The sequence below is a fragment of the Kitasatospora sp. NPDC042419 genome, from assembly GCF_056437345.1.
Genome location: NZ_JBWKAW010000006.1, coordinates 287,988 through 313,920, shown reverse-complemented (window position 1 = coordinate 313,920; position 25,933 = coordinate 287,988). Strand labels below are relative to the sequence as shown.

The following is a 25,933-nucleotide window of genomic DNA, read 5'->3' as shown; positions in this document are numbered from 1 at the left end:
CCAGGCGAGTTTCCGGTCGGCCAGCCCCTTGAAGGTCTTGCCGAGCACCACCCACGGGCCGGGCCCCGGCTCGCCGGCCGCCCGGGCGGCCGGCGAGGCCCTCGGACGGTCCCGAGGCGGTCGCACCCCAGGATCCACCTGAGCGCGGAGGGCCGCTGCCGGGCGTTGTCCCTGGTCATCACGCCGGGACATTGCGCCGACTGCACCCGGTTCGAGCCCGTCGTGGACAAGATCCGGGTTCCGCGTCTCACGACCGGCCGTCCTCGCGCCACGCCTGACAGCGTCAGTGCCGACAGGGCGTACGGCAATTGCCGGATCCGCCGCTACCTGCGGCGGCGGCGAGCGATCCGACACGTCATCCCCGGGACGGCAGACCAGGCGGCGCACCGTCGCAAACGGGGAAGTACCGACGGTCGGCCGCCCGGATTCGACAAGGAGCGCGACAAGAAGCGCAATGTCGTCGAGCGCGCGCGATCAACAAGTTGAAGACTTCCGCGCCGTCGCGACCAGGTATGGCAAGCGCGTGTACATCCTCCTCGGCACGGTCACTGTCGCCGCACTGGTCATCTGGCTCCGCTCGTGATCGCGCGGACAACTCCTAGCGGAAGGCGTCGGAGAGGCGGGTGAAGGGTTGGCCGGCGGTGAGGAGGGCGGGGAGGGCGGTGGCCAGGCCGCGGGCGGTGCCGGCGGTGGGGTGGTTCATGTGGGCGATGACGATGGCGCCGGGCGGGGCGGCGAGCAGTTCGCGGTGGACCTGGCCGGCGGTGAGGGTGGCGCCGGCGTCGGCGTTGGTGGTGAAGCCGGCGACGGGCTGGGCGAGGTCCGCGGCGATGCGGGTGGCGATGTCGTCGTAGTGGGCGGTGCCCGAGCGGAAGTAGCGGGGCGGGTGGCCGAGCAGGGCGGTGAGCTTTTCGAGGTTGCCGGTGATCTCGTCGTAGACCTCGCCCGCGTCGCCGGTGCCGGGGATGCCGTAGGCGGAGCGGCCGGTGACGGAGAGCGGGCGGTGGGCGGTGCCGTGGTTGGCGATCTCGAAGAGGGGGTCGGCGGCGAGGTCCTCGAAGACCTCCGGGTTGGCGTCGATCCAGCGGGCGTTGAGGAAGAGGGTGGCGGGGACGTCGTGGGCGCGGAGGGTCTCGATGAGCGCGGCGTCGTAGCCGGAGCCGCCGGGGCCGCCGCAGGCGTCGAAGGTGAGGGCGATGGCGCGTTCGCCGTCGGGGAGGGCGGTGAGGACGCCGGGGATGTCGAGGCCCCAGTCGGTGGGGTCGCTGTCGGCGTAGCGGGTGGTGATGGTGGTGCGGCTGGGGAGGGGGACGGGGATGGCCGTGGCGGTGGGGGTGGGGACGGGGGTGGGGGTGACGGTCGGGGTGGGTGAGGTCGGGGGCGAGGTCGAGGGCGAGGGGGTGGCGGTCGGTGAAGGGGTGACGGGTGGAGAGGTGGGAGGGGCGGACGGGGTCGGCGGGTGAGGGCTGGAGGGCCGGCAGGCGGCCAGGGCGCTGCCGGCCGCGGCTGCCAGGAGGGTCCGCCGACTGAGTGACATGGGGAGGCTCCGGGGCTGTCTGATGTTCAGATGATCCACGTCCCATAAAGGGACCGATCGTCAGTTCGCGCAACCCGGGCGGCCTTCACGGGGCCGCCGCGTGGTGGTGGGGTCCGGCTCACCGGGGGTTCACCGGGCCGGGTGACGGGCGCGGGTAGGAGGCGGAAAACGTCCCTGGGAAGTCGGAGGATCTGATGGCGGAGGATGTGCACGGCGAGAACGGGCTGCTGGGCCGGCGCGGGCTGCTCGCGGCCGGGGCCGCCGGCGCGGCGGGGGCCCTCGGCCTGGCGGCGGGCACCGCCCAGGCCGCGGACGGGGCGGCGGACCGAACGGCGGGCGGGGCGGCGGACCGAACGGCCGACGGGGCGGCGGAGCGGACGATCACGCTCACCGGGCGGCTGCCGACCGGCGCCCCCGACTTCGTCTACCTGCCGTTCGACGTGCCGGCGGGCGTGCGGGAGATCGCCGTCAGCTACCGGTACGACAAGCCGACCGTCCCGGCCGGGACACCGGGGAACTCCTGCGACATCGGGCTCTTCGACGAACGCGGCACCGACCTCGGCGGGCGCGGCTTCCGCGGCTGGTCGGGCGGGTTCCGGACGGAGTTCACGGTGAGCCGCGAGCAGGCGACGCCCGGGTACCTGCCGGGTCCGGTACGGCCGGGCCGGTGGCACGTGGTGCTCGGCCCGTACCAGGTGGCGCCCCAGGGGCTGGAGTACCGGGTCGACGTGACGCTGCGCTTCGGGGCCCCGGGGGCCGACTTCACCCCGTCCTACCCGCCGGAGCGGGCCCGGGGGCGCGGCCGGGCCTGGTACCGGGGCGACTGCCACCTGCACACCGTGCACTCGGACGGACGGCGGCTGCCCGCCGAGGTGGCCGCCGGCGCGCGGGCCGCCGGGCTGGACTTCATCGTCTCCACCGACCACAACACCACCTCCTCGCACGGCGTCTGGGGTCCGCTGGCCGGGCCGGACCTGCTGGTCGTGCTCGGCGAGGAGGTCACCACCCGGAACGGGCACTGGCTGGCCCTGGGCCTGCGGCCGGGCCAGTTCGTCGACTGGCGGTACCGGTCCCGGGACGAGGCGTTCCCGCGGCTCGCCCGGCAGGTACGCCGGCAGGGCGGACTGGTGGTGCCCGCGCACCCGTTCTGCCCCTACGTCGCCTGCCAGTGGAAGTTCGGGTACGAGGACGCCGACGCCGTCGAGGTGTGGAACGGCCCGTGGACGTACGACGACGAGTCGGCGGTGGACGGGTGGGACGCGCAGCTGGCGTCCGCGCTGCGGCACGGGCGGGCCTGGCTGCCGGCGGTCGGCAACAGCGACGCGCACAGCGCGCCGCAGGTGATCGGCTCGCCGCACACCGTCGTGCTGGCCGAGGACCTCACCACGGACGACGTCCTCGACGGGATCCGGTCCGGGCGCAGCTGGCTGGCCGAATCGTCCTCCGTGCAGCTGGAGTTCACCGCCACCGGCCACGGCCGGCGGGCCGGCATCGGCGAGGAGCTGACCGTCCCGGCGGACGCACCCGTGGACGTCCGGCTCGCCGTCTCGGGCCTGCCGAACGGCACGGTGCGGTTCCTGACCGACGAGGGCCAGCTGCACCAGGAGTCGCTGCCGGCCGACGGCGCCGGGACGGTGGTCTGGCGGACGACGGCCTCGCTCGCGGCGTTCGTCCGGGCGGAGGTGCGCCACCCCCGGGCCGACGGGACGCCCGGGAAGGGCAACTCCATGGGACCGGACCTGCCGTGGGGCCCGATGGCGGCGCTCACCAACCCGATCGTGCTGCGGGTGGAGGAGTAGCGCGGGCCGGGCGGGGCCCGGGGCGGGCTCAAGGGGCCGGGTAGGCAGGGCGAGGCAGGCAGAGCGAGACAGGCAGGGCGGGGCAGCAGCCAGAGCCGGAAGGCCGGGGAACAGGGCCCGGGAGCAGGAGTGCAGGAGCCGGGGGAAGGAAGGCAGGACCGGAAGGCAGAACCGGGAGACAGGGGCCGGTGGCGCCGGCGGCGGAGGGCCGGGGGCCGGGGAGCAGGGGCCGGAAGGGCCGGGGAGGGGAGGACGGGGAGGTCCGGCGGGAGGTATCGGGAGGGGGAGGACTCGGGGCCGCGCGGTGGACTAGGTTGATCTCCGACAGCAGTCACTCGTAGGGACGAGGCGGTCGGCTGTCCGCTTTGCCGGGTTCGGCCCGCCTGTGTTCGGCGTCGGGCCGGCCCGCGCGCTCCGGCCGTCCCGCCCCGGCTCCCGTCCGTCCCCGGCCCGTGAAGGGATCAGCAGCTGTGAACCGTACGACCGTAGGTGGGCCGGAGCTCGGAGGCGGACGGGGAGCGGGCAGCGTGGTCGTCCTCTCCGACCCGGCCGCCGGGGCCGGGAGCGGCGCGGTCGCCCCGCTGGTCGCGGACGCGCTGTTCCCGAGCGTCCACCTGCGCGCGGAGGACTTCCGGCGGGCGGTCCGGCAGGGGTACGTGGCGCCGCACCTGCCGGAGGCCCGGCGGCAGAACCTGACCGCGCTGGCCGCCACCGCACAGGCCGCCTTCGCCTTCGCCTCGGGCGGGTACCAGGTGGTGGTGGAGGGCTCGGTCACGCCGTCGACGCTGGACGCCTTCCGCCGGGAGAGCCGGGCGACGGGCGCGGCGCTGCACTACGTGCTGCTGCCCCCGGCACCGGGGGCGGCGGCTGCGGCACCCGGGGCGGGTACGCCGGGAGCGGCTCCTGAGGCGACGGCACCGGAGGCGGCGGCACCGGAGGCGGCGGCGGCACCGGAGGCGGCGGGGGCACCGGGCGCGGGAGACGCGGTGACGGGTACCGGGGGTACGGAGGCCGCTGAGACCGCTGAGACCGCGGCGGAGACGGCCGGGGCCGTGCTCGCGGGGCTGCGCCAGGGGGCGTACCTGCTGGGCTGGTGAGCCCGACGGGCCCGCGGATCCGCTCGGATTCCGCCGGCCCCTCCGACGCCTCTCCCGGCTCCTTACCCGGACCGGCCTCGCGCGATCCATGGCCACCGGACGCCGTCGGGGGCCCACGCCGACCTTCTGAACAACGGTGAGCACCGACCGCTTGAGGTCGCCATCGTTCGACGGCGGACGACCGACGCCCCGCCGGGCGGCCGCAGCAGCCCACCGGCCGCCTCCTCGTGGGTCCGCTACGACAGATGGCGGGCGAAGAAGGACCCCACCCGGGCCCTTGCCTCAGCGAGCGTCACCGCAGGGTCGCCGGTGCCGATGAGCGCGGCTCGCGCCGTCGCCGTCACGAGACCGGCGGTCCGGAGCCGTGCGACGAGCGAGCCGTAGTCGGTGAACGCCCAGTGGTTCGCGTCGGCAAGCAGCACGCGGCGGCCGGGAAGGCCCGCCCAGGAGGACTCGATGCGGGCGGCACCCTCGAATCCGTCGGTGCGGAACAGCAGCAGTGGCCGGTCGAGGACGACCGGCGTCGGGTACAGGTCGAGATAGCCCTCCAGGTTCGCCACCGCGCCGACCCGGCGGTCGTCACGGGCCGCGTACACCGCCGCCGTGCCGCCTGCGGAGTGGCCGTACAACCCGATCCGCCGGGAGTCCGTGAACCGGGCGAGCGGCAGGCCGCCGAGCCGGTCCAGGACCAGGCGGAGGTCCGCGATCCGGGTATCCACCATCGTGCGGAAGGTCGCCGGGTCCGGCGGTCCGGTCAGGACGGTCGTTCGCATCCCGGTCGGCAGCTCCACCTGAGAAGCGTCACCGGGGTGGTCGACGAGGACGACCACCCGGCCGTGGCTCGCCAGGTCCTCGGCGAGGGTCGTGCCGAGCGTGCGGGAGTCACCGCCGCCGGGCGAGTACACCAGCACCGGCCGCCGCCCGGGCAGCGGCGGCGCGCCCACGTGCCCGTGGGTGAGGACCGCGCCCCAGTCCACCGCTCCCGGCTGCGGCAGTCCGGGACGGACGTGGGGCGCGAGGCCGGCGAACTCCCTGGCCTCGGCCGGGGTGAGCTGAGGGGCCCGGGAGAAACCGCGCACCGATCGGGCCGGATACAGGACGGTCAGCATCAACTCCCGCACCCCGCCCACCCACGGGTCGGTACGGGCCGGGTCCGTCAGATGGACCGTCCGCACGCCTACGGGGTACGGGCCGGCGGGCGCGGGCAGCCGGAGGATCGAGCCGCCGCCGGAGGCGGACGCAGCCGTGGGCAGCAGGGCGGCGGCACTCCCGAATAGGGTGCCCTTCAGAAGAGTGCGTCGAGAAGTCATACGAACATCCTTGGGGCGGGGACCGTCACGACGCGAAGGTTCAGGCCCTGGCCGAAAGGCCGGCCCCGGACGAGGAGGTGTGAGGGTGCTGCGAATCCGGTTCACCTTGCGGGACTTCGCCCGGATCCGCTTCGCACCCCGCCCGGCGCCGCTCCAGGAACTGCACGCCGCCCTGACGACAGCCGTGACCCGGCGTGGCGGGCCGCTGTTCGCGCCGTGGCGCGTCCGTGTGCTGCGCTCCCTCCCGGCCGCAACCGACCCGCTCGCCGACCTGGTTCCGGCGGGCCGCCCGCCCTCCTTCCTCGACGTCCTCGGTGACACCATGGCCGACGGCTTCGAACAGATCCGCGCCACCGGCCCCGGTCTCGTCCGCGCCGAGCTGGAGCGGGTCTACGGGGCGGTGCCCGCCCCGCTCTGGATCCGCGGCCTGCGCGCGGGCGACGTGACGGCCTGGCGCACCCTGCACCGCGCCCAGCAGGCCGCGTACGAGACGGTCCTCGCCCCGGTCTGGTCCGTCGTGCAGGATCTGCACCGCGACGAGTTCACCCGCTACGCCCTGACGGTCGCCGAGCACGGCCTGGCCGCCACGTTGACCGTCCTGGCCCCGGGCAGCCGACTTCAGGAGGGTGTGTGGGAATGGCCCGGCGCAGCGCCGGACCGCGACGTCCGCCTCGATGGGCGCGGCCTGGTCCTGCTGCCCACCTTCCACCACCCGGCGGGCCCGCTTCTTCAGGACACCCCCGGCCGTCCCGCGGTCCTGACGTACCCGGCCGGTCCCGGGCTCCCGCCCACCGCTGGACGCCCGGCCGTCCCCGCCGAGGGCTTGGCCGCCGTCCTGGGCCGCACCCGGCTGGACGCCCTGCGCCTCCTCGCCGAGCCCCACACCACGACATCCCTGGCCCGCGCCCTCCACGTCAGCAACGCGACGGCCTCGTCCCACGCGGCGGCGCTCAGATCGGCGGGCATGGCGACGACGACCCGCACGGGCCGCTCGGTCACCCACCGGCGCACGGCCCTCGGCACGCTGGTTGCGGGCGCCTGACCGTCGTGGTTCACCACAAGGGAGGTCGCGGAACCGCGGGCTGAGGTTGCAGCCGAGGACCTCGAACAGGCCGAACGCCGGGTCGGCCCGCACCGTGCACGTCCGCAGCGCGAACCCGCCGTGAACCGCACGGCGTCCGGCCGCCCGGGGGCCGGCGACGGCTGCTCACCCGTGTCGCCCTCGGCCCGGAAGGTGGTGCCTACGGCGCCGGGGGCCGGGAGGCTCCTCGTCGGAAGGCACCCGGCGCCTCCGCTCCTCCGCCCCCGCCCCCGCCCCCGCCCCCGCCCCCGTGCATCACGCGCGTCAGGTGCGCCCCCGCGCGTCACGCGCCGAGGGCCGTCGGGTCGGCCCCCGACCGCCCCGCCGCCGACCGCCCCGGCACGGCCCACAGCTCCCGGGCGCGCTTCCGGCAGACGGCGGCCTCCTCAGGACGGCCGAGCTCCGCGAGGACGGCGCCGTTGAGGTCCAGGGCGAGCAGGACGAGCCTGGCGTTACGGTGCTCCTCGGCGACGGCGAGCGCCTCGCCCGATGCGGCCAGCGCGTCCTCCACCCGGCCGAGGACGCGCAGCGCCTCGGCCCGGCTGAACCGGAGGGTGCCCTGGAACGGATCGTCGGGATCGTCGCGGATCAGGTCGAGGGCCCGTTCCGTGAGGGCGAGGCCCCGGTCCGCCTCGCCCGCCTGGTGCAGGCAGGCGGCGAGGCCGTCGAGGGCGCGGGCGGTCAGCGGGGCGTCGCCCCGGACCTCGCAGGAGTCGACGACGCGCTCCATCACGGCGATCGCGTCGTGGACCCGGCCGGACTCGGCGAGGGTACCGGCGGCCACGGTGAGGCAGCGGTCCCGGAGGACGGTGTCCGTCAGCCCCTTCGCGTCGTCGGCGGCCTGCCGGGCGGCGGCGACGGCCTCGGCGAAACGTTTCCGGCAGGCCAGCACGATGCCCAGGTCGGTGCGGAGCCGCACCCGGGCGGCCCGGTCGTCCAGGCGTTCGGCGGCGGCGAGCCCGTACCGGGTCAACTCCTCCCACTCGGCCAGGTGGCCGCCGTCGTGGTAGTGCAGCGCACCGCAGCCGTAGGCGAGCCGCCAGGCCTCCTCGTCGTGACCGTGTGCGGCGGCGGTGCGGACCAGCGCGGACAGGGCGTGCTGCTCACGGCGGAACCAGTCGACCGAACGGGCCGGGTCCGACAGCTCGGGCAGCTCGGGGAGTTCCGGGAGTGCGGGGGATTCCGGGAGTTCGGGCTGCCCGGCGGGATCGGTCGGTGAGGTCGACGAGGTCGACTCGGTCGACAAGGTCGGATCGGCCGCCGCAGGGGGCGCGGTGCCACAGGCTCGGCGGCCGAGGACGGCCGAAGCAGCATCGGCGGCGGCCACGTAGTACGCGAGGAGGCGGCTGAGCGCCCGGTCGCGGTCGGCCGGCGGAAGGGCGGCGGCGAGTTCGCCGGTGTAGCGGCGGACCAGGTCGTGGCGGGTGAACAGGCCGGGGCCGGTCTCGTGGACGAGGCCGGCGGCGTCGAGGGCGGCGAGCAGGTCGCGGGCGCGGGCCGACGGCAGGCCGGCGAGGGCGGCGGCGGTCCACGCGTCGGTGGTGTCGCCGGGGAGCAGTCCGGTGAGGGTGAACAGGCGCCCGGCCTCTGGTGGCAGGGCGCGCCGGCCGACGCCGAGGGCGGCGGCCACGCCGGGCGAGCCGCCCGCGGCGGAGGTCCGGAGGCGCACCCGCTCGTAGGCGAGGTCGGCGACGAGTTCTGCGACCGTCCGCCCGGGGCCGGCGGCGAGCCGGGCCGCGGCGACCCGCAGGGCGAGCGGCCGGTGGTCGCAGAGGCCCACCAGCCGGGCGGCGGCCTCCGGCTCGCGGGCGACCCGGTCGGGGCCGGCCCCGGCGGCGAGCAGCCGGACGGCCTCGGCCGGTTCGAGGCCGTCGAGCGGCAGCGGTACGGCGCCGTCCCGGGCGACCAGTCCGGTGAGCCGGGAGCGGCTGGTGACCAGGACGAGGACGCCGGGGTCGACGGGCAGCAGCGGTTCGATCTGTTCGGCCGAGGAGGCGTCGTCGAGGAGGAGCAGCAGACGGCGGCCGGTGGTCAGGGTCCGCAGCAGGGCGGAGCGTTCGGCGGTGCCGCCGGGCAGCTCGCCCGCGCCGACGCCGAGACCGCGCAGCAGCACGGCGAGGGCGGCGTCGGGTGTGCGGGCGGCGGTCCCGTCGTGGCCGCGCAGGTCGACGGCGTACCGACCGTCGGGGAACCGGTCGGCGCGGCGGTGGGCCCACCGGAGGGCGAGGCTGGTCTTGCCGACGCCGGACGGGCCGGTGACCAGCAGCGGACGGCCGTCGGCGGTCGCGGCGGCTTTGTCGAGGCGGGCGAGTTCGCGGGTGCGGCCGACGAAGCCTCGCGCGATCCGGGGCAGCGCGGGGGCCGTCGGCGTCCCGGGATCGGCGGAACCGGCGGTCGACTCGGGGGCGGACGGCTCGGAAGCGGACGGCTCGGCGGCAGGCGGCTCGGCGGCGGGCAGCCGCGGTCCGGGGACGAGGTCCGCGTCGGCGGGCCGGTCGACGGCGCGGTGGCGGGCGGCCCCGTGGGGCTCGGTGTCGCGGTGGGCCCCGTGGGGCTCGGCGCGGCGGCCGGCCCGGTCGAGGCAGCGGGCTAGCAGGGCGGCGACGGACTCACACAGCGGCTCGGTGGCGGCCAGCTCGGCGAGTTCGTCGATCACCTCGACGAGCTGCGCGCCCGGACCGACGGGCCGGGCACCGGTCCCGCCGGCCCGACCGGCGGCGCCGCCACCGACCCGGCCGCCGGTACGGCCGACGGCGACCGCGTCCACCGCGGGCACCACGGGCACGTCGGCAACGGATCCGGAGACGGCGCCGACGGCGACGTCCGGACCGACACCGGTGCCCGGACCGACGGCGGCGAGCAGGTGGACGGCGAGGCGTTCGGCGGCGTCCCGGCGAGCGGTGGCCAGCCGGGGACCGGCGGTGTCGGCGAGCAGCTCCGAGCCGCAGCCGTCGAGGGCCGGGCCGCGCCAGAGGGCGAGCGCCGCCCGCAGCAGGACCACCGGATCGGCGGCGGGCGCCACCGCGGCCGGCTCCTCGACGGCGCGCGCCTCCGCGACGTGCGCCTCCGCGACGTGCACCTCTGCCGTTGACGCCTCCGCGGCGGCGAGGAGCCGCTCGAACCGGAGCGCGTCGACCGCGTCGGGGGCACCGAGCAGCGCGTAGCCGCCACCGCGGGTGACCAGGTGGAGGCCGTCGGGATCCTCGGTCATGGACCCGACGGCGGGTATGCCGTCGGCCGCGGCGGCCAGCAGGCGGCGGACGGCGGTGACGTGCCCCCGGAGGGCGGCGCGGGCGGTGCGCGGCGGGGCACCGTCCCAGAGCAGGTCGAGCAGCCGCTCGGCCGGCACGACCCGGCCGAGCTCCAGGGCGAGTGCCGCGAGCAACGCGCGCTGCTTCGGGCCGGGTTGCGGCAGGGTCCTGCCGCGGTCGTCCTGGAGCTCGAACCGTCCGAGCAGGTTGATGTGCACTGCCGCTCCCCACCGCGTTCCGATCAGGTGATCCGGCTGGTCCCGGGTGATCAGGGTGATCAAAGTGTTCAAGAGGTTCAGGGTGATCAGGGTGAATCAGAGTGAGAGCATAGGGAATGTCAGGATTGGTCCACACCTTTCCTGGTGAGCGCCCGTTGTCCCGAACTGCCGGGCCCCGCACGGGCCGAGGGGATACGGACGACACGGGCGGCGGAACCGAACCTTCGACTCCTGTTCACCCGGCCGACGGCTTCCCGGCCGGGCGGCTCCCCCGCCCCGGCCCGAACGGCCCTTCCGTCGCCACCCGGAGAGCCCGCCGGGGGGACCGGCCTCGGCCAACTCACGCCACCGCCAGATGAGTTCACCGACCGATACCGGAGCCGAGAACTCTCGGACTTTCCCCTCACGAGCAGTCGCCCCGCCACGACTGTGGGCGGGCGCCGGCGGAACGGCAGCGAAGGAGCGGGCGATGATCCCGCTCGATGACACGCTGAAGTGGATGGCCCGCCTCAGCATCGAGCACTTCTCCGGGTACTCCGCAGGCATGGAGCCCGCGCTGCACGAGGAGCTCGGCATGCTGGTCGAGTTCGCCTTCGCGCGTATGGCCGTCAGCCTGACCGGCACGGCCCGCGAGCAACCACGGGGACTCCGTCCTGGTCCTCCTCCCGGAGGAGACCGATCCCCGACCCCTCCCGAAGGCCCTGGTGCAGAGCCTTCCGGACGAGCTGGTGAAGCCCCGCAGCCTCGTCACCCTCGACCAGCCCTGCGGCTGCGCGCACAGGGATCCACTGCGGGCGGGCGGCCTACCGGGTCGACCGGGCACAGCCGGACGGCCCGACCCGCCGACTTCCACCCGACCGACCGACACCCCGCCCCCACCCCGCCCCCACCCCGCCCGACCCTCAGGAGGTCTCCAGCCCCAGCCCCGTCACCCGGAAGAACCCCTGCGCACCGTGCGTCGGCGTGCCGATGCCGACGCGACGGGCGGTCAACCGGCCGTGGCCGAGACCGAGCCCGGACCCACCGGTGATGCCCCGGGCCGCCAGCTCGGTCGTGATCAGCCTGGCGACCTCCCCGGCGGTGGCTTCGGTCGGGACCTTGAACTGGGCCTTGAAGCGGCTCCCCGCCGCCTGCCAGCCGTCCGCCGCCATGGCCGCGGCGACCTCGGCGGTGTCGCCGGCGCGCGGGCCGACCCGCAGCAGGATGCCCTTCACCGTGTCGTACGTGAACGCGATCCCGCCGCTGACCAGCGGCGAGGCGAGGGTGAACGTGACCTTCTCGCCCGGCCGCTGGACCGGAAGCTGCTCGATCCAGGCGGCGAGCAGGCTCTCCAGCCCCTCCCGCAGGTGCGGCAGCGACAGGGCGAGGCGACCGCCGGGCAGGTAGCCGGGGAGGTCGCCGGGCGCGCCGAACAGATGGAGCTGCCAGCTGTACGGCAGCCGGGGGAAGTCGCTCGGCCCGTCGGGGCCCTCGGTCGGGCCGAAGTGCTCGAAGGTCCCGTACTCCTCCTCCTCGACCTCCTCGGCCGGCGCGGTCTCCAGCCAGACCGACCACCGGTCGGCGCGCAGGCGCAGCAGGCGCGGGTCGTCGCCGGCCTCGCGCCAGCGCAGGTCGGGCCCGTCGGGGCCGCCGCCGAAGAGGGTCGGCTCGCCGAGGACTCCGCAGACGGCCCGGTGGATCTCGCCGAAGACGGCGCGCCGCCGCTCCAGCGTGGCCTCCTCCTCGAACCGGTGCAGCTGGAACAGGCTGTACGAGTCCGCGGGGCCGCCGAACCGGATGAACCAGGGCGTGCACTCCGGGTCGGGGGTGCGGATCTCCGCCCGTGCTTCGACGAACTCGGCCGACCAACGCGGCCGTTCGGCAGCGACCCGCTCGATGTCGGCCCGGGTGCAGCGGCCGCCGGCCACGTCGTGCAGCAGCGGGGCGAACGCCGCGATGACGGCGGGCAGTTCGGGGCTGACGTGCTCGGCGTCCCGCACGTGGGGCTGGACGGCTATCCAGGCCCGGCGGTCGTTGGCCTGGAGCAGCATGGTCCGCTCGGCGGACTGCCAGCGCAGGCCGAACCCTTCGGCGGCGGTCGGCACCGCGACGGGCGAGCCGATGCCGCGCAGCGCCTCGGAGAGGGTCCGCAGGGCGGTGCGGCGCTCCTCGTCGGGCACGGGGAGCCGGAAGTCGAGCAGCGGCAGCCAGGCCCGTCGGTAGGTGGTGGCCTTGGGCACGGTGGTGCCGAGGAAGAGTTCGGCGCCGAGCGGCCACCGGAGGGAGGCCTGGAGCCCGACCACCAGGATGTCGGCGAACTCACGGCGGATCTTCCAGTCGGGCTCGTCGGCGACCAGACGCTCGACGTCCGCCCTGGTCCAGCACTGGTCGAGGTCGTGCAGCGTACGGACCAGCCGGACGGTGGTGGGCAGGTCGGCGGTCCAGGTCACGGCGGTGGCGGTCGGGGCGTTCATGCCGATGATCATCGCAGCCGCCACCGACAGCCGACCGCCGGGCCACGGACAACCAGGCGCCGGCCGCCGACCGCCGGGCCACGGACCACCAGGCGCCGGCCGCCGACCACGGACCACCGACCACCAGTTGCCAGCCGCCGACTACCGACCACCGACCACCGACCACCGACCGGGAGTCGCGTTCGGCCCCGGACGGGTTGCGGCCGCCCGCCTCGCTCGTTATGCCCTGTATGAGCTATGACTTCCCGCCGTCGGGCCATGCCATCGACGAAACGTTTCTGCACGACGCGCCGATCTTCGCCCAGCTCGCCCGAACCTGGGCCGACGCCGGCCGGACCGTCCCCGGCCACCCCGACCAGGAGTGGCAGCACCTGGTCGACCCCCCCAGGTTCCGTCCCCTCACCGGGACCACCCCACCCCCGACGCCCGCTCCGACGCCTTCCCCGGCGGCCCACCCCGGAGCCCACCCCGGAACCCATACCCGCCTGCTCCCACCCCGAGGCCCCGTCGCACTCCCGCGCGAACCCTGGTGACCCCGGCACCGGCCCGGCGGGTGCCGTGCGCCCGGCCCCGGGCCCCAGTTCCCGGCCCCGGGCCCCAAGGCCCCCGCACGCGGAGAGAGGGAGACGGAGCCGGAGACCGTGAGCGGAACCGCCCCCCGAAGCCGGGCTGCTCCGGGCGCACCCGACCCCCGCCCCTTGCTTTCGACGGAGCAGGACCTCATCCCCAGGTCGCATACGGACGCGCACCACCGCCCCCGACAATTGGCCGATGGCCCCCATCTCCCGAGCCCCGTTCACGCCCCCTGACCAGCAGAGCCGGGGGCTGTGGCGCGCGCTCGCGGAAGTGACCGGCGGTGCGTCGCTGATGCTCCTCACCCAGCTGATCCTGCGGGGCCGGGGCCCGTCCGTCGAGGTCCAGCTCCTCCTCGGCGCCGTGGCCCTCACGTTGCTCGCCGTCCGCCGTCGCTTCCCCGTGGCGAGTCTGCTGGGCATCTCCGCCGTCCTGGGCCTGCTGCCCGCCGCCGGGCTGCCGGCCGCCATGACCGCGTACACCGCGGCCAGGCACCTGACGGCCCCCCGGCGCCGGAGCGCCGTGCTGTTCGCCTCGACCGTGCTGACGACGCTGGTCTGCACCGCCTTCACCCCGGGCGTCGGGCTGGGCAGCCATCCGTTCGGGCTCGCGCTCGGCGCCGTGCTCGCCGCCACCACGCTGGTGGTGCCGGGGCTCCTCGGCATCTCGGGCGGACAGGAGGACCGGCTGCTGCGGGCGCTGCGGGACCGTGCCGCCGCCGCGGAGGCGGCCCGCCGGCTCGCGGACAGCGAGGCCCGGATCCATGAGCGCTCCCGGATCGCCGCCGAGATGCACGACCTGATCGGCCACCGGCTCAGCCTGGTCTCGCTGCACACGGGCGGCCTGGAGATGGCACTGCAGAAGGAGTCGCCCGAACTGCGCGACGAGGCGGCCCTGGTGCGCCGGGCCGCCGCCGACGCGATGCGGGAACTACGCGAAGTGCTCGGTGTTCTGGGCCCGTTGGGCCGCGACACCGGGACCGACGCCCTGACCGACAGCACCGGCACCCGATCCGATGTCGAGGCGCTGGCCGAGGAGTCGCGCCGCGGCGGCATACCCGTCGACCTCGCCTGGGACGGCCCCGACCTGGACGGCCGCGGGGCCCAGGTGCGGCGCGCGGTGCACCGCGTGGTGCGCGAGTCGCTGACCAACGTGCACCGGTACGCCGTCGGAGCCCGGGTCACCGTGGTGGTCACCCACACCGACGACCGGGTGGACGTGCTCGTGCGCAACGGGATGCCGCCCGTGGCCCCGGAGGCGGAGACCGGCCTGGGGTCGGGGCGTGGCCACGCCGGGCTGCGGGAACGGGTGGCGCTGCTCGGCGGCACCCTGGAGGCGGGCCCGACGCCGGCCGGCGGCTTCGCGGTGACGGCACGGATCCCGGCGCACCCGGACCAGGCAGCGGGCCTGGCCGCCGCAGGTGCCTCGCCGCACGAACCCCCGTCCGAGCCGCACGCCGGCCCCTCCCCCGCCGGTGTCCGGCGCCGCGCCGTGAACGCCCTCGGCGGGCTCGTCGGCCTCATGGGCGTGGGCGTGATGATGATGTGCGGCCTCTTGCTGGTCAGCCAGGCGTTCCCGGATCCCGCCCCCTACACCCACGAGCCGCCCCGGATCGGGATGTCCCGCGCGATGGTGATGGATGCCGTGTACGGGGACGACGCCGCGGCGCGCGCTGCGGCGACGGGTCGGGAGCCGGCCCACCAGGAGTCCGTGACGAGCTGCATGTACTCGACGTTCCCGACCGCGGACTCCACGCCGCCGGCCGAGGGCGCGGCCCAAGGGAGCACCGCCGCCCCGGGCTTCGGCCGCGGGAGTACCGCTGCCGCGGGTGCCGCGGGCGGCCCCGATCACCTCCGGATCACCCGCTTCTGCTTCCGTGACGATACGTTGGCCACGATCGACCGCTTCACCGTCCCCATGGTGTCGCGCACGCCACCCTGGGAGTCCCCGTGACAGACCTGCCCGCCTCCGACCTGCGCGCCTCCGACCACCTGCCCGGGAGCGGCCTGCCCGCGAGCGACCTGCCCGCTTCCGGCCACCGCCCGGTCCGGGTCCTGCTCGCCGACGACGAGGAGCTGATCCGGCACGGCGTCCGGCTGATCCTGCGCCATGCCGAAGGCATCGAGGTGGTCGGCGAGGCGGCGAACGGCGAGGAGGCCGTGCGGGTCGCCGCCGGGACCCTTCCCGACGTGGCCCTGATCGACATCCGGATGCCCGTGCTGGACGGGCTCGCCACGATCGAACGGCTCCTCGCCCTCCACCCCCGGCCGCAGGTCGTCATGCTCACCACGTTCGGCGACGAGAAGAACGTGACGCGCGCGCTGCGGTCCGGCGCCACCGGGTTCCTCCTCAAGGACGAGGGCCCGCAGGAGCTGATCAGCGCGGTACGGGCCGCCGCCGCCGGCGACGCGGTGCTCTCGCCCGGGGTCACCCGCACCGTCATCGAGCGCATGCTCGACGGCGATGCCGGCCGGCCGGCCCCCGAGGGGGCGTCGGCGCCGGTCTCCGGTTCCGTCCCGGGACAGCGGCTGGCAACGCTCACCGGCCGGGAACTCGACGTCCTCACGCTGCTGGGCCGGGGTCTCGCCAACGCGGAGATCGGCCGTCAGCTGGGGATCGGCGTGGGCACGGTGAAGACCCACGTCAGCGCCGTCCTGGTGAAGACGGGCACGGACAGCCGGGTCCAGGCGGCGGTCCTCGCCTACCGGGCGGGGCTGCTGTCCTGAGCGGCCACGCGCCGGCTCCGCTGTCCTGAGCGGCGGCCACGCGCGCCGGCTCTGCCGAAGGACGGAGGCGGCCGTCCGCCCGTGGGACCACCCGCGGCCCCGGGCCCGACCTTCGGCAGACGCCCGGCTCACGCCCTGAGGCCGACGGTTCGGCGGCACGGCGCGCCGAGGATGAGAGGAAGTCACCGCACCTCGTCCCCGTCGCTCCGGAGCTGACATGTCGACACAGGCAGCCGCCCCTTCGCCCGCCCACTCCTCCACCGGCCCCGCGGCCGCCCGGGCCACCGGCCTGTGCAAGGTCTACGGCCACGGCGAGACCCGGGTCGTCGCCCTGGACTCGGTCTCGGTGGAGTTCGAACGCGGCCGGTTCACCGCGATCATGGGGCCGTCCGGCTCCGGCAAGTCGACTCTGATGCACTGCATGGCGGGTCTCGACTCGGTCTCCTCGGGCTCCGCACGGATCGGCGACACCGAACTCTCCGGTCTGAGCGACCGGCAGCTCACCCGGCTGCGCCGGGACAGCGTCGGTTTCGTCTTCCAGGCGTTCAACCTGCTCCCCACGCTGACGGCGCTGGAGAACATCACGCTGCCGATGGCCATCGCGGGCCGCAGGCCGGACCGGCAGTGGCTGGACACGGTCGTGGCGACCGTCGGCCTCTCCGGACGGCTGGGCCACCGCCCCGCGCAGCTGTCCGGCGGCCAGCAGCAGCGTGTCGCGGTGGCCCGCGCCCTCGCGTCCCGGCCGGAGATCGTCTTCGCGGACGAGCCGACCGGCAACCTGGACTCCCGCTCCGGCTCCGAGATCCTGGGCTTCCTGCGGGATTCCGTACGGGAGTGGGGCCGGACCGTCGTGATGGTCACCCACGACCCGGCCGCCGCCGCCTACGCCGACCGCGTGGTCTTCCTCGCCGACGGCCGGCTCACCGACGAGTTGCTCGCGCCGACCGCCGAGGGCGTCCTGGACCGGATGAGGCGGTTCGACACCAGGGCCCGCACGAGCTGAACGGCCCGAACGGCGCGCCCGAGCTGAACCGCTCCCCGCACGCACGTCCGCCCCCGCGCCCGCGCCCACCTCCGCCACACGCGCCCGCCGCGCACCTCCGCCACGCACCCCAGAACCGGGACCACCACCGCCATGCTGCGAACAGCCCTGCGCAACGTCCTCGCGCACAAAGCCCGACTGGTCATGACCGCCCTCGCGATCACGCTCGGCGTCGCCTTCGTCTCCGGCACGCTCGTCTTCGGCGACACCGTCACCCAGGCGCTCCGCGGCGCCTCCGCCAAGAACCTCAAGGGCGTCGCCGTCTCCGTCCAGGCCCCGTCCCTGCCGAACCCCGACGGCCGGGCGGACGGCACCCGGTCCACGGCGCTCACCGCCGACCTCGCCGACAAGGTCCGTGCCGTTCCCGGCGTCACGTCCGTGCACCCCGTCGTCAACGGCACCGCCACCGTGGCGGCCAAGGACGGCCGGCCGCTGAACGCCGACAACAGCAGGCAGAACCTGGCGGCCAACTACTCGCCGGACACCCCGGCCACGGACCGGGACAGCCGCTTCCCCGTCAGCGCCGGACGCGGCCCCACCGCCGGCGGGGAGATGGCGCTGGACCGGCGCACCGCCGAGAAGGCCGGCTACGCCATCGGCGACTCCGTCCGCTTCGCCGTCCAGGGCCCCACCCTCACCAAGACGCTGGTCGGCACCGTCGACACCGACGACCCGCGCGTGACCGCGGGCGGCAGCCTCGCGCTCTTCGACACCGGCACCGCACAGCAGCTCTTCCTGCAGGCGGGCCGGTTCGACGAACTGGCCGTCGGTTCCGCACCCGGCACCGACGACCGGGAGCTCACCGGCAGGATCCGCGCGCTGCTGCCCGCCGAGGGCATCACGGTCACCAGCGGGGCCCAGCTCGCGAACGAGCAGGCCGCGCAGATCGCCGAGAACACCAAGGAACTCACCCGGATGCTCCTGGCCTTCGCCGGGGTCGCGCTGTTCGTCGGCGTCTTCGTCATCGCCAACACCTTCACCATGCTGATCGCCCAGCGGAGCCGGGAGACCGCGCTGCTGCGCGCCGTCGGGGCGTCGCGCCGCCAGGTCGTCCGTGCGGTCCTCGCCGAGGCCGGGCTGCTCGGACTCGGCGCCTCCGCGGCCGGGATCGCGCTCGGAATCGGCATCGCGACCGCCGTCGGCCCGGTCCTCGACGCGACCGGCGCGGACCTGCCGGACGGTCCCCTGGTCGTCTCCGCGGACGCGCTCGTCCGGTCCCTGCTGGTCGGCGTCGGCGTCACCGTACTCGCGGCCTGGCTGCCGTCCCGCAAGGCCGCGAGGATCGCGCCGGTGGAGGCGCTGACCGCCGTGGACCTGACGCCGCCCAGGCGCAGCACGGTGGTCCGCAACAGCCTCGGCGGGCTGCTCACCGGCGCCGGCGTCCTCGTCATGCTGTACGTGTCCGCGCAGAGGAACGGAGCGGACAGCAACCTCGAAGCCGCCGGACTCGGCTCGCTGCTCGCGCTGACCGGCCTGATCGTGCTCGCGCCCCTGCTGTCCCGGCCGCTGGTCCGGCTCGCGGGGGCGGTCACCACCCGGTTCTTCGGCGTCGGCGGCAAGCTCGCCCGGGAGAACGCGCTGCGCAACCCGCGCCGCACCGCCGCCACCGCCTCCGCGCTGATGATCGGGCTCACCCTGATCACCGGCCTGAGCGTGACCGGCAGTTCCATGAACGCCGCTCTCGCGGAGGAGGCGGTGGGGCACCTGACCGCGGACTACAAGGTGTCCTACAGCGGCTCCGCCGGTCTCGACCCCGCACTCGGCGCGAAGGTCGCCGACGTCCCGGGCGTCGCGGAGTCGGCGCCCGTCGCCTCCTCGACCCTGGGTGCCCGGGGCCACTACGCCACGCTGACCGGCGCGGACCCCCGGCGGCTCGGCAGGGTCTCCGCCCTGGAGTTCAGCAGCGGCTCGCTCGCGGACGTCGGCCCCGGCAGGATCGCGCTCTCCGAGAGGCTGGCCGAGGAGACCGGCCTGGCGAAGGGCGACACCTTCCGGGGCATGCTGGGCTTCGGCCAGGACGGGAAGGAGCTGACCGTCGTCGGCGTCTACCGGCAGACCCGCGCCGTCGGCGGCGCCGTGGGCACCATGGAGGACGTCCTGCCGTACGCGAACGGAGGGAAGCTCGACAGCATCCTGGTCAAGGCCGCGTCCGGCCGGGCCACGGGCGGCCTCGACCAGGACATCCGCAGTGCCCTCGGCAACAGTCCGCTCCTCCGGGTGCAGAACCAGGAGCAGTTGACGAGGGAGCAGTCCGGTCCGATCGACGCGATGCTCGGCATGATGTACGGCCTGCTCGGCATGACCGTCGTCATCGGGGTGTTCGGCGTCGTCAACACCCTGGCGATGTCGGTCTTCGAGCGGACCCGGGAGATCGGGCTGCTGCGCGCGATCGGCCTCGACACCAGGGGCGTCCGGCAGATGGTGCGTCTGGAGTCGGTGGTGATCTCGCTGTTCGGCGCGACCCTGGGCATCGGCGCGGGAGTCTTCCTGGCCTGGGCGTGCGGCGGCCTCACCAGGTCCTCGCTCCCGCGGTACGGGATCGTGCTGCCCTGGGCGCGGCTCGGCCTGTTCCTGCTGCTCGGCCTGGCGATCGGGGTGCTGGCGGCGGTCTGGCCGGCCCGGCGGGCGGCCCGGCTGGACATGCTGCGGGCGATCGACGCGCAGTAGCGCGGGGCGGGCGGGCCGGGCGGCCCCGCTCCGGAGCCGCCCCGACGACCCGACGACCCGGCGACCCGGCGACCCGGCGACCCGCCGCTCCCGCCGCCGCTACGCGCCCACCGATCCGTCGATCGCCTCCCGCAGGAAGTCGGCGTGCCCGTTGTGCCGGGCGTACTCGTGGATCAGGTGCAGCATCACCAGCCGCAGCGACACCTCCGCCTCCCAGCGCGGCTGGTACCCGGTGACGTCCAGCGACTCCGCCTCGCGCTCGATCCGCCGCGCGTGCTCGACCTCCTCCGTCCAGGCCGCGAACGCCTCCGCCCGGTCCGCGCCGTCGGCGTCGTACGCGGCCTGGAAGTCCCCTTCCGGGGACCACACCAGCGGCACCGGCTCCGCGGCGATCACCCGCCGGAACCACGTCCGCTCGACCTCCGCCATGTGCCGGACCAGCCCGAGCAGCGTCAGGGTCGACGGCGGGCTCGACCGCGACCGCAACTGCTCGTCCGTCAGCCCCTCGCACTTCATCGCCAGCGTCGCCCGGTGGAAGTCCAGGTACGCCCGCAGCGTCTCCCGCTCGCCACCGGTCAGCGGCGGTGCGACCCGCTCCCCCTGCCCGTTCATCCCGGTCCCCTCTCCACTGCCGAACTCCGGACGGTCACCGCCCAGTCTCCCCAATCCCCCGCAGCCCCTCAAGCGACTTCCGCCCGCCTGGACCGCCCCCGCCGGCCCCGGATGCCGCCCCACCGGGCCGCTCATCATCCCGTATCACTCCCACCCCTCCCGACCTGCCCTTTCCCTCCTCAAACCCGCTCATCCGGGTAGTTCCACGCCCGGCAGGTTTGGGTACGTACTGCGGCGCGCGCCCGCGAACCGGCGCGGCACCCGAGTCAGGAAGGCAGGGCGAGCGATGGACCGGCGCCGGACCCCCTCCCCCGTGCAGCGCACCTCCGGGGCGGACGACCCGGGCCCGACACCGGCACGCCACCACGGCACACGCCTCAGCCCCAACTGACCCGATCCGCGGTGCCGCAACCGTCCGGGGCGCCGCCCCGGCCGACCGCCTCGACACGCCCGCACGCCGAACACCCCGCCCCTCGGCGAGCCTCGACGAGACCCGCCGAACCTCGACGAGACCCGCCGAGACCCCCAGCCCTCACACGGAGACCGAGCGACCCATGACCAACGACCGCATCCCCGCATCCGTACGCCAGACCTACGGCGCCGACGACCTGTCCCAGGCCGCGAGCTTCGCCGGAGGCTTCATCAACTTCGGCGACTGGCGTGGCATCGACACCACCGAGCCCACCCCGGAGGACCGCGTCCTCAGCCAGGAGAACCTGTACCGCCGCGTGCTGCGCGCCTTCCCCTCGCCGACCGAGTCGCTGCGGCTCGCCGAGGTCGGCTGCGGCCGCGGCCTGGGCGCGGCACTCGCGCTGCGGGAGTTCCGCTTCGCGGCCGTGACCGGCGTCGACATCCACCCCGACCAGGTCGAACGCGCCCGCGCCGTGAACGCCAAGGCCCTGGCGACGTTCCCGGACCGGCTCGGCTACATCCTCGGCTCGGCCGACGAACTCCCCTTCGCGGACGGTTCGCTGGACGGCGTGTACTCGGTGGAGGCGGCCCAGCACTTCCGCGAGCTGACCGGCTTCGCCCGGGAGGCGGCCCGGGTGCTGCGGCCCGGCGGCCGGCTCGTGGTGACCACGTTCTTCAGCGCCGAGGGCCCGGAGGCCGCCGAGCGGCTGAGCATCCTGCTCGGCAGCTTCGCCGACGGCCTGGACGTCGCCCATCCGCTCGACGGCTTCACCGCCGACCTCGCCGACGCGGGGTTCGGCCGGATCGCCGCCGAGTCCATCGGCGAGGACGTCTGGCCCGGCCTGGACCGCTACCTGGAGGGCGCCGTGCCGTCCGGCCACTGGACCCGCAACTTCCTGAACACCTGGCGCGACGGCCTGCTCGACTACCACGTCGTCACGGCCGAACGGTCCTGACCGGCCCGGACCGGCCCGGACCGGCCGGGCACGGGCGGCCACGGACCGGCACGGAGCGGCAGCCGGTACGGGCGGGCGCGGGCGGGCCGACGCGCCCGCGGGCCGTCCGCCCCTCACCGGGACGGCCGGCCCGCGGCACGCGGCCCCGTGCGGGATCAGCAGGTGACGGGCACCGAGACGGTGGCGGTCGACGGCGGCCAGCCCCAGTTGGTCACGGAGAAGCTCCCGGTGACGGTGGACCCGCACGGGACGGTACCGGCCACGTTGCCGACCGGGCGGCCACCGACGCCGATGAGGACGTTCTGGTTGTCGGTGCCCAGCGAGGCGCCGCCCACGACCGAGGCCGAGAGGCTGAACGAGACCATCTGCGGGTTCCAGCTGACGGACGACGGTGTGGCGTAGCCGTACAGCGAGACCTGGTTGCCGTCGACGATGGCACAGAGCTGGGTGCGCAGGATGCCCTCCCAACCGTCGGCACAGGTCTTGGTGGACGTGGTGGCCGTGGTGGACGTGGCGCCGGTGGCGGCCTGCGCGGTGGCCTCGGTGGCGCTCACCGCACCGAGGGCGGACATCGCGGCGGCGCCGGCGAGGATCGCGGTGAATCGTTTCATCATGGATCTCCTTCGAACGGACAGGGAGTCAGGAACGCGAAGGCGTGCAATTTCACGCTTCACATGTCAGATGCTTCCATGGGTCGCCGCCCTTCACCGTCACTCCACCTTGATTCCGAAGATGATTACCGGAATTGACCTTCAAGTGACTCAATCCTGCGGCTCACGAACAGCCCTGAGGTGCCGTCATCCGCAGATCCGCCCCGTCCCGGACGCCGCCTCCGCGCGGCCGCCGCGGCGCAGCCGGAGTCTCGACGATCTCCGAGCGGTGCGCCAGACTCTCCCTACGGCTCCCACCGCACCCTCCGCAGCACCACCGATCCCCGGACCACACATCGGAGAACCACCACGGTGACTACGAGTCGATCCCTGGACATCAGCTTCTCGAACGGCAGATCCGGCAGCGGCCCGGCCACCTGGGGCCAGCAGGCCATCTGGGACGCCATCAGCCGCCTGACCCCCGGCGACCGGCCGCGCTACAACATCACGACGGCCGCCCCGGTGGACCCCGGCGTCCCCCTGCGGACCACCCTGGACGCCCTGGGAGCCCTGCTCCACCTGCACGACACCCTGCACACCCGCCTGCATCCGGACGAGCACGGGACCAGGCTGCGCCAGACCGTCGACCCGGACGGCCGGCTGACGGTCCACACCCGCCACTGCGAGGACGATCCTGCCGAACTCGCCGCCGCCGGGCGCGAGCTGCACGACGGCCTGGCCGCCGACCCGTTCGACCCTGCCACCGAGTGGCCGCTCCGGGTCGGCCTGGTGATCGCCGACGGCCTGGTCCGGCACATCACGCTGGTCCTCTCCCACACGGCGGTGGACGGCGGCGGCATGGGCCGGCTGATCCAGGACCTCACCGCGCTCGCGCTGGGCGCCACCCCCGAGTCCGTCCGCGCCGTGCGCGCGCCCCAGCAGCCACTGGAGGAGGCGGAGTTCCAGCAGTCACCGAGCGGACGACGCCGCGACGCCAACGCCCGCGCGCACATCCTGCGCAAGTTGCGGCTCGGGCCGCCGCGACTCTTCCCGCCCACCAGCGCGGAGCCGGTGCGGTTCCCGAACGCGGTGCTCAGCTCTCCGGCCCTGCTCCGCGCGGTCGACCTGGTCGGCGCCGCGTACCGGGCCAGCTCCTCCTCCGTACTTCTGGCGGCTGCCTGCGCGATGACCGCCGAGCTGTCGGGCTCACCGGACGCGGTGCTCCAGGTCATCGTGAGCAACCGCTTCCTGCCGGGCCTGTCCGACGCGGCGAGCGTGATCGCGAGCGACAGCATCTTCCACCTGCCGGACGCCGCCGGCGACTTCGCCGAAACGGTCCGGCGGACCCAGGCCTCCGCGATCGCCGCCTACCGCCACGCCTACTACGACAAGCGGCTGCTGGACGCGGAGATCGACCGGCTGACCGCGGAGCACGTCCCGCTGGCCGACCGGTCGTGCATCTTCAACGACACCCGCGACCTCCTGCCGGCCACCCTGGCGACCGCCGCCGCGCCCACCACCGAACCGCTCGACCAAGCCCGCGCGCGGACCACCCTGACCTGGCCGACCGAGTTCGACCCGCGTCCCGGCCTCAGCTACGCGCTGGACGCCCTGCAGACCGCCGACGCCCTGCAGCTCGCCATGACCGCCGATCCGGCGGTCCTCCCGCGGCCCGCCATGGCCCGCTTCCTCCACGGCATGGAGGACCTCATCCTCACCGAGGCCGAGGTCCTCGCCGTCCCGTCCGGCTGACCGCCGCACCAGGACGGCGGGGGCGGGCGGCCCGGTCGGTCCGGGTGACGGCCGCTGGGCCCGCGCCACCGGCGACGAACGGTCCGGCCCCCGCGCACGAGCGCGGGGGCCGGACCGTGGGTTCCCCTACCGGGCATCAGCCCTTGTGGTCGTGGACCGAGTTGGTCTCCTGGATCTTCTTCCACGACTTCGGCTCGGCCGGCACGTCCGCCTTGCCGCTCGGCGCGAGGCCCGGAGCCTGACCCGCCGCCTGGCCCGCCGCCGGACCGGTCTGACCCGCCGCCTGGCCCGCCGCCCCGAACGCCCCGACGCCCGCCGAAGCGCCCGCCGAGCCGACCGCCGGCTTCCCGGCGGTGAACAGCCAGGTATCGAACAGCCCCGCGAGCGGCTTCCCGGAGATCCGCTCGGCGTACGCCTGGAACTGCTGGATGGTGGCGTTGCCGTACTTGCGCTCGGTCGGCCAGCCCTTCAGGATCCGGAAGAACTTCTCCTCCCCGACGGTGTTGCGCAGCGCCTGCACGGCCAGCGCCCCGCGGTCGTAGACGGCGCCGGCGAACTGGTTGTCGGGGCCCGGGTCACCCGGCTTGACGGTCCAGAAGGCGTGGTCCGCCGGGTAGAGGGCGTAGGTGTAGTCGGCCAGTTCCTGGGCGGTGCCCTCGTTCTCGTGCTCGGACCACAGCCACTGCGAGTACCGGGCGAAGCCCTCGTTGAGCCAGATGTCGCTCCAGCGCTGGACGGAGACGCTGTCGCCGTACCACTGGTGCGCCAGCTCGTGCACCACCACACCGGTGTTGGCGCCGCGCGCGAACTGCGCGGGGCTGTAGAAGACCTGGGTCTGGGTCTCCAGGGCGTACCTGGTGCGCGTGTTGGGCACGTAGCCGCCGAGCGAGCCGAACGGGTAGGGCCCGAAGTAGCCGCTCAGCCAGTCGGCGATCTCGCCGGTCCGCTCGACGCTGGCCCGCGCGGCGCCGTCGTTCTCGCCGAGGTCCTTGCTGTAGGCGGTGGTGACGGGGATGCCGCTCGCCGTGGTGTCGGTGGTGAGGTCGAACCTGCCGATCGCCAGCGTGGCCAGGTAGGTGGCCTGGGGCTTGGGCTGGCGCCAGCTGTAGCGGGTCCAGCCGGCCGCCGAGCTCTGGGTCAGCGTGCCGTTGCTGATCGCCTGGGTGCCGTCGGGGACGAGGACGGAGACGTCGAAGCTCGCCTTGTCGGTGGGGTGGTCGTTGCTCGGGTACCACCAGGCGGAGCCCTCGGGCTCGTTGGCGACGACGCCGCCGTCGGGGGTGCGGATCCAGGCGGAGTAGCCGTCGCGCCGGACCTCCGCGGGCTTGTCGGCGTACCGGACCACCACGGTGATCCGGCTGCCCCGGGCGATCGTCCGGGCGGGGGTGATCTCCAGCTCCTGGTCACCGGTGGCGGCGAACTTGGCGGGGCGCCCGTTGACCAGCACCTCCTTCACCTTGAGCACGAAGTCCAGGTTGAACCGGGCGAGGTCCTGGGTGGCGGTGGCGAGGACGGTGGTGGTGCCCTCCAGCTCGTCGGTGACGGGCTGGTACTTGAGGCGGATGTCGTAGTGCGAGACGTCGTAGCCGCCGTTGCCGGCGTTCGGGTAGTAGGAGTCTCCGATGCCGGCCGCGCCTTGGCCCGCCTGGGCGGCGGAGGCGGGGACGGACAGGAGCAGGGCGAGCGCGCCGGCAGCGGCAGAGACGATCAGCCTCTTGCGCACAGGGGTCCTCCACAGGATCGCTGGGACAACGGGTCGGAACGATCCTTGTCCCGGCGGGCCCCGTCTCACGCCTGGGAGATGAAATGTTCATGAGAAGAAACAGGCCGAAATGGCGGCGCCGCGCCCGCGCCACGT

The 25,933-nt window shown here is 75.0% G+C and carries 18 protein-coding genes; 11 read left to right on the top strand and 7 right to left on the bottom strand.

Annotated elements, in window-relative coordinates; genetic code table 11:
• The first annotated feature begins 222 nt into the window (after nt 1-222).
• Both AC067J_RS15705 and AC067J_RS15700 read left to right on the top strand, forming a co-directional pair.
• Nucleotides 223-486, top strand: coding sequence for a hypothetical protein (locus AC067J_RS15705; protein ID WP_478299552.1), 264 nt, complete (start codon nt 223-225; stop codon nt 484-486).
• Nucleotides 455-583 (top strand): hypothetical protein, encoded by a 129-nt coding sequence (locus AC067J_RS15700; protein WP_478299428.1) that lies wholly within the window; start codon nt 455-457, stop codon nt 581-583. Before AC067J_RS15705 ends, AC067J_RS15700 begins: the two co-directional genes overlap by 32 nt.
• Nucleotides 584-598: 15 nt before the next feature.
• Here the strand turns inward: AC067J_RS15700 and AC067J_RS15695 are convergent, their stop codons facing one another.
• A complete protein-coding gene (locus AC067J_RS15695; RefSeq protein ID WP_478299426.1) occupies nt 599-1,537 on the bottom strand; it encodes a polysaccharide deacetylase family protein in 939 nt (312 codons plus the stop codon).
• A gap of 194 nt (nt 1,538-1,731) precedes the next feature.
• Between AC067J_RS15695 and AC067J_RS15690 the strand changes: the two genes are divergently transcribed.
• Together AC067J_RS15690 and AC067J_RS15685 are read left to right on the top strand one after the other, a co-directional pair.
• On the top strand, nt 1,732-3,336 hold the full coding sequence (locus tag AC067J_RS15690; RefSeq protein ID WP_478299425.1) for a CehA/McbA family metallohydrolase: 1,605 nt from the start codon (nt 1,732-1,734) through the stop codon (nt 3,334-3,336).
• Nucleotides 3,337-3,863: 527 nt separating this feature from the next.
• On the top strand, nt 3,864-4,433 hold the full coding sequence (locus AC067J_RS15685; RefSeq protein ID WP_478299423.1) for an ATP-binding protein: 570 nt from the start codon (nt 3,864-3,866) through the stop codon (nt 4,431-4,433).
• A 236-nt stretch (nt 4,434-4,669) separates the two neighbouring features.
• Here AC067J_RS15685 and AC067J_RS15680 read toward each other — a convergent pair whose 3' ends face one another.
• Nucleotides 4,670-5,743 (bottom strand): alpha/beta hydrolase family protein, encoded by a 1,074-nt coding sequence (locus AC067J_RS15680; RefSeq protein ID WP_478299421.1) that lies wholly within the window; start codon nt 5,741-5,743, stop codon nt 4,670-4,672.
• An 85-nt stretch (nt 5,744-5,828) separates the two neighbouring features.
• Between AC067J_RS15680 and AC067J_RS15675 the strand changes: the two genes are divergently transcribed.
• Nucleotides 5,829-6,785 carry an ArsR/SmtB family transcription factor gene (locus AC067J_RS15675; protein WP_478299419.1) on the top strand — a complete coding sequence of 319 codons (957 nt, stop codon included), beginning with the start codon at nt 5,829-5,831 and terminating at the stop codon, nt 6,783-6,785.
• A 322-nt stretch (nt 6,786-7,107) separates the two neighbouring features.
• Here AC067J_RS15675 and AC067J_RS15670 read toward each other — a convergent pair whose 3' ends face one another.
• Both AC067J_RS15670 and AC067J_RS15665 read right to left on the bottom strand, forming a co-directional pair.
• A complete protein-coding gene (locus AC067J_RS15670) occupies nt 7,108-10,365 on the bottom strand; it encodes an AfsR/SARP family transcriptional regulator (RefSeq protein ID WP_478299418.1) in 3,258 nt (1,085 codons plus the stop codon).
• An 830-nt stretch (nt 10,366-11,195) separates the two neighbouring features.
• Nucleotides 11,196-12,746, bottom strand: coding sequence for a hypothetical protein (locus tag AC067J_RS15665; RefSeq protein ID WP_478299416.1), 1,551 nt, complete (start codon nt 12,744-12,746; stop codon nt 11,196-11,198).
• A 771-nt stretch (nt 12,747-13,517) separates the two neighbouring features.
• Between AC067J_RS15665 and AC067J_RS15660 the strand changes: the two genes are divergently transcribed.
• The 4 genes from AC067J_RS15660 to AC067J_RS15645 all read left to right on the top strand — a co-directional run bounded on the left by AC067J_RS15660 (nt 13,518) and on the right by AC067J_RS15645 (nt 19,754).
• Nucleotides 13,518-15,272 (top strand): sensor histidine kinase, encoded by a 1,755-nt coding sequence (locus AC067J_RS15660; RefSeq protein WP_478299414.1) that lies wholly within the window; start codon nt 13,518-13,520, stop codon nt 15,270-15,272.
• A gap of 68 nt (nt 15,273-15,340) precedes the next feature.
• Nucleotides 15,341-16,045, top strand: coding sequence for a response regulator (locus AC067J_RS15655; protein ID WP_478299550.1), 705 nt, complete (start codon nt 15,341-15,343; stop codon nt 16,043-16,045).
• Nucleotides 16,046-16,262: 217 nt separating this feature from the next.
• Entirely contained in the window at nt 16,263-17,048 is a 786-nt protein-coding gene (locus AC067J_RS15650; RefSeq protein WP_478299412.1) for an ABC transporter ATP-binding protein, read from the top strand.
• Nucleotides 17,049-17,180: 132 nt separating this feature from the next.
• A complete protein-coding gene (locus AC067J_RS15645; RefSeq protein ID WP_478299410.1) occupies nt 17,181-19,754 on the top strand; it encodes an ABC transporter permease in 2,574 nt (857 codons plus the stop codon).
• Between the two features lie 99 nt (nt 19,755-19,853).
• Here the strand turns inward: AC067J_RS15645 and AC067J_RS15640 are convergent, their stop codons facing one another.
• Nucleotides 19,854-20,366 (bottom strand): DinB family protein, encoded by a 513-nt coding sequence (locus AC067J_RS15640; RefSeq protein ID WP_478299408.1) that lies wholly within the window; start codon nt 20,364-20,366, stop codon nt 19,854-19,856.
• 554 nt (nt 20,367-20,920) lie between these two features.
• Between AC067J_RS15640 and AC067J_RS15635 the strand changes: the two genes are divergently transcribed.
• On the top strand, nt 20,921-21,733 hold the full coding sequence (locus AC067J_RS15635) for a class I SAM-dependent methyltransferase (protein ID WP_478299406.1): 813 nt from the start codon (nt 20,921-20,923) through the stop codon (nt 21,731-21,733).
• Nucleotides 21,734-21,888: 155 nt separating this feature from the next.
• On the opposite strand, the gene AC067J_RS15630 is transcribed toward AC067J_RS15635, so the two are convergent.
• Complete coding sequence (locus tag AC067J_RS15630; protein ID WP_478299404.1) at nt 21,889-22,347, bottom strand: hypothetical protein; 459 nt, start codon at nt 22,345-22,347, stop codon at nt 21,889-21,891.
• A gap of 348 nt (nt 22,348-22,695) precedes the next feature.
• Between AC067J_RS15630 and AC067J_RS15625 the strand changes: the two genes are divergently transcribed.
• Nucleotides 22,696-24,075 carry a condensation domain-containing protein gene (locus AC067J_RS15625; RefSeq protein WP_478299402.1) on the top strand — a complete coding sequence of 460 codons (1,380 nt, stop codon included), beginning with the start codon at nt 22,696-22,698 and terminating at the stop codon, nt 24,073-24,075.
• A 136-nt stretch (nt 24,076-24,211) separates the two neighbouring features.
• On the opposite strand, the gene AC067J_RS15620 is transcribed toward AC067J_RS15625, so the two are convergent.
• A complete protein-coding gene (locus AC067J_RS15620) occupies nt 24,212-25,798 on the bottom strand; it encodes a M1 family metallopeptidase (protein WP_478299400.1) in 1,587 nt (528 codons plus the stop codon).
• Between the last annotated feature and the right edge of the window lie 135 nt (nt 25,799-25,933).

What these genes read in the sequence shown, in the direction of transcription:
- AC067J_RS15700 (WP_478299428.1), top strand. Translation starts at nt 455, where the DNA reads ATGTCGTCGAGCGCGCGCGATCAACAAGTTGAAGACTTCCGCGCCGTC.
- AC067J_RS15695 (WP_478299426.1), bottom strand. Translation starts at nt 1,537, where the DNA reads ATGTCACTCAGTCGGCGGACCCTCCTGGCAGCCGCGGCCGGCAGCGCC.
- AC067J_RS15690 (WP_478299425.1), top strand. Translation starts at nt 1,732, where the DNA reads ATGGCGGAGGATGTGCACGGCGAGAACGGGCTGCTGGGCCGGCGCGGG.
- AC067J_RS15680 (WP_478299421.1), bottom strand. Translation starts at nt 5,743, where the DNA reads ATGACTTCTCGACGCACTCTTCTGAAGGGCACCCTATTCGGGAGTGCC.
- AC067J_RS15665 (WP_478299416.1), bottom strand. Translation starts at nt 12,746, where the DNA reads ATGAACGCCCCGACCGCCACCGCCGTGACCTGGACCGCCGACCTGCCC.
- AC067J_RS15660 (WP_478299414.1), top strand. Translation starts at nt 13,518, where the DNA reads ATGGCCCCCATCTCCCGAGCCCCGTTCACGCCCCCTGACCAGCAGAGC.
- AC067J_RS15650 (WP_478299412.1), top strand. Translation starts at nt 16,263, where the DNA reads ATGTCGACACAGGCAGCCGCCCCTTCGCCCGCCCACTCCTCCACCGGC.
- AC067J_RS15645 (WP_478299410.1), top strand. Translation starts at nt 17,181, where the DNA reads ATGCTGCGAACAGCCCTGCGCAACGTCCTCGCGCACAAAGCCCGACTG.
- AC067J_RS15640 (WP_478299408.1), bottom strand. Translation starts at nt 20,366, where the DNA reads ATGAACGGGCAGGGGGAGCGGGTCGCACCGCCGCTGACCGGTGGCGAG.
- AC067J_RS15635 (WP_478299406.1), top strand. Translation starts at nt 20,921, where the DNA reads ATGACCAACGACCGCATCCCCGCATCCGTACGCCAGACCTACGGCGCC.
- AC067J_RS15630 (WP_478299404.1), bottom strand. Translation starts at nt 22,347, where the DNA reads ATGATGAAACGATTCACCGCGATCCTCGCCGGCGCCGCCGCGATGTCC.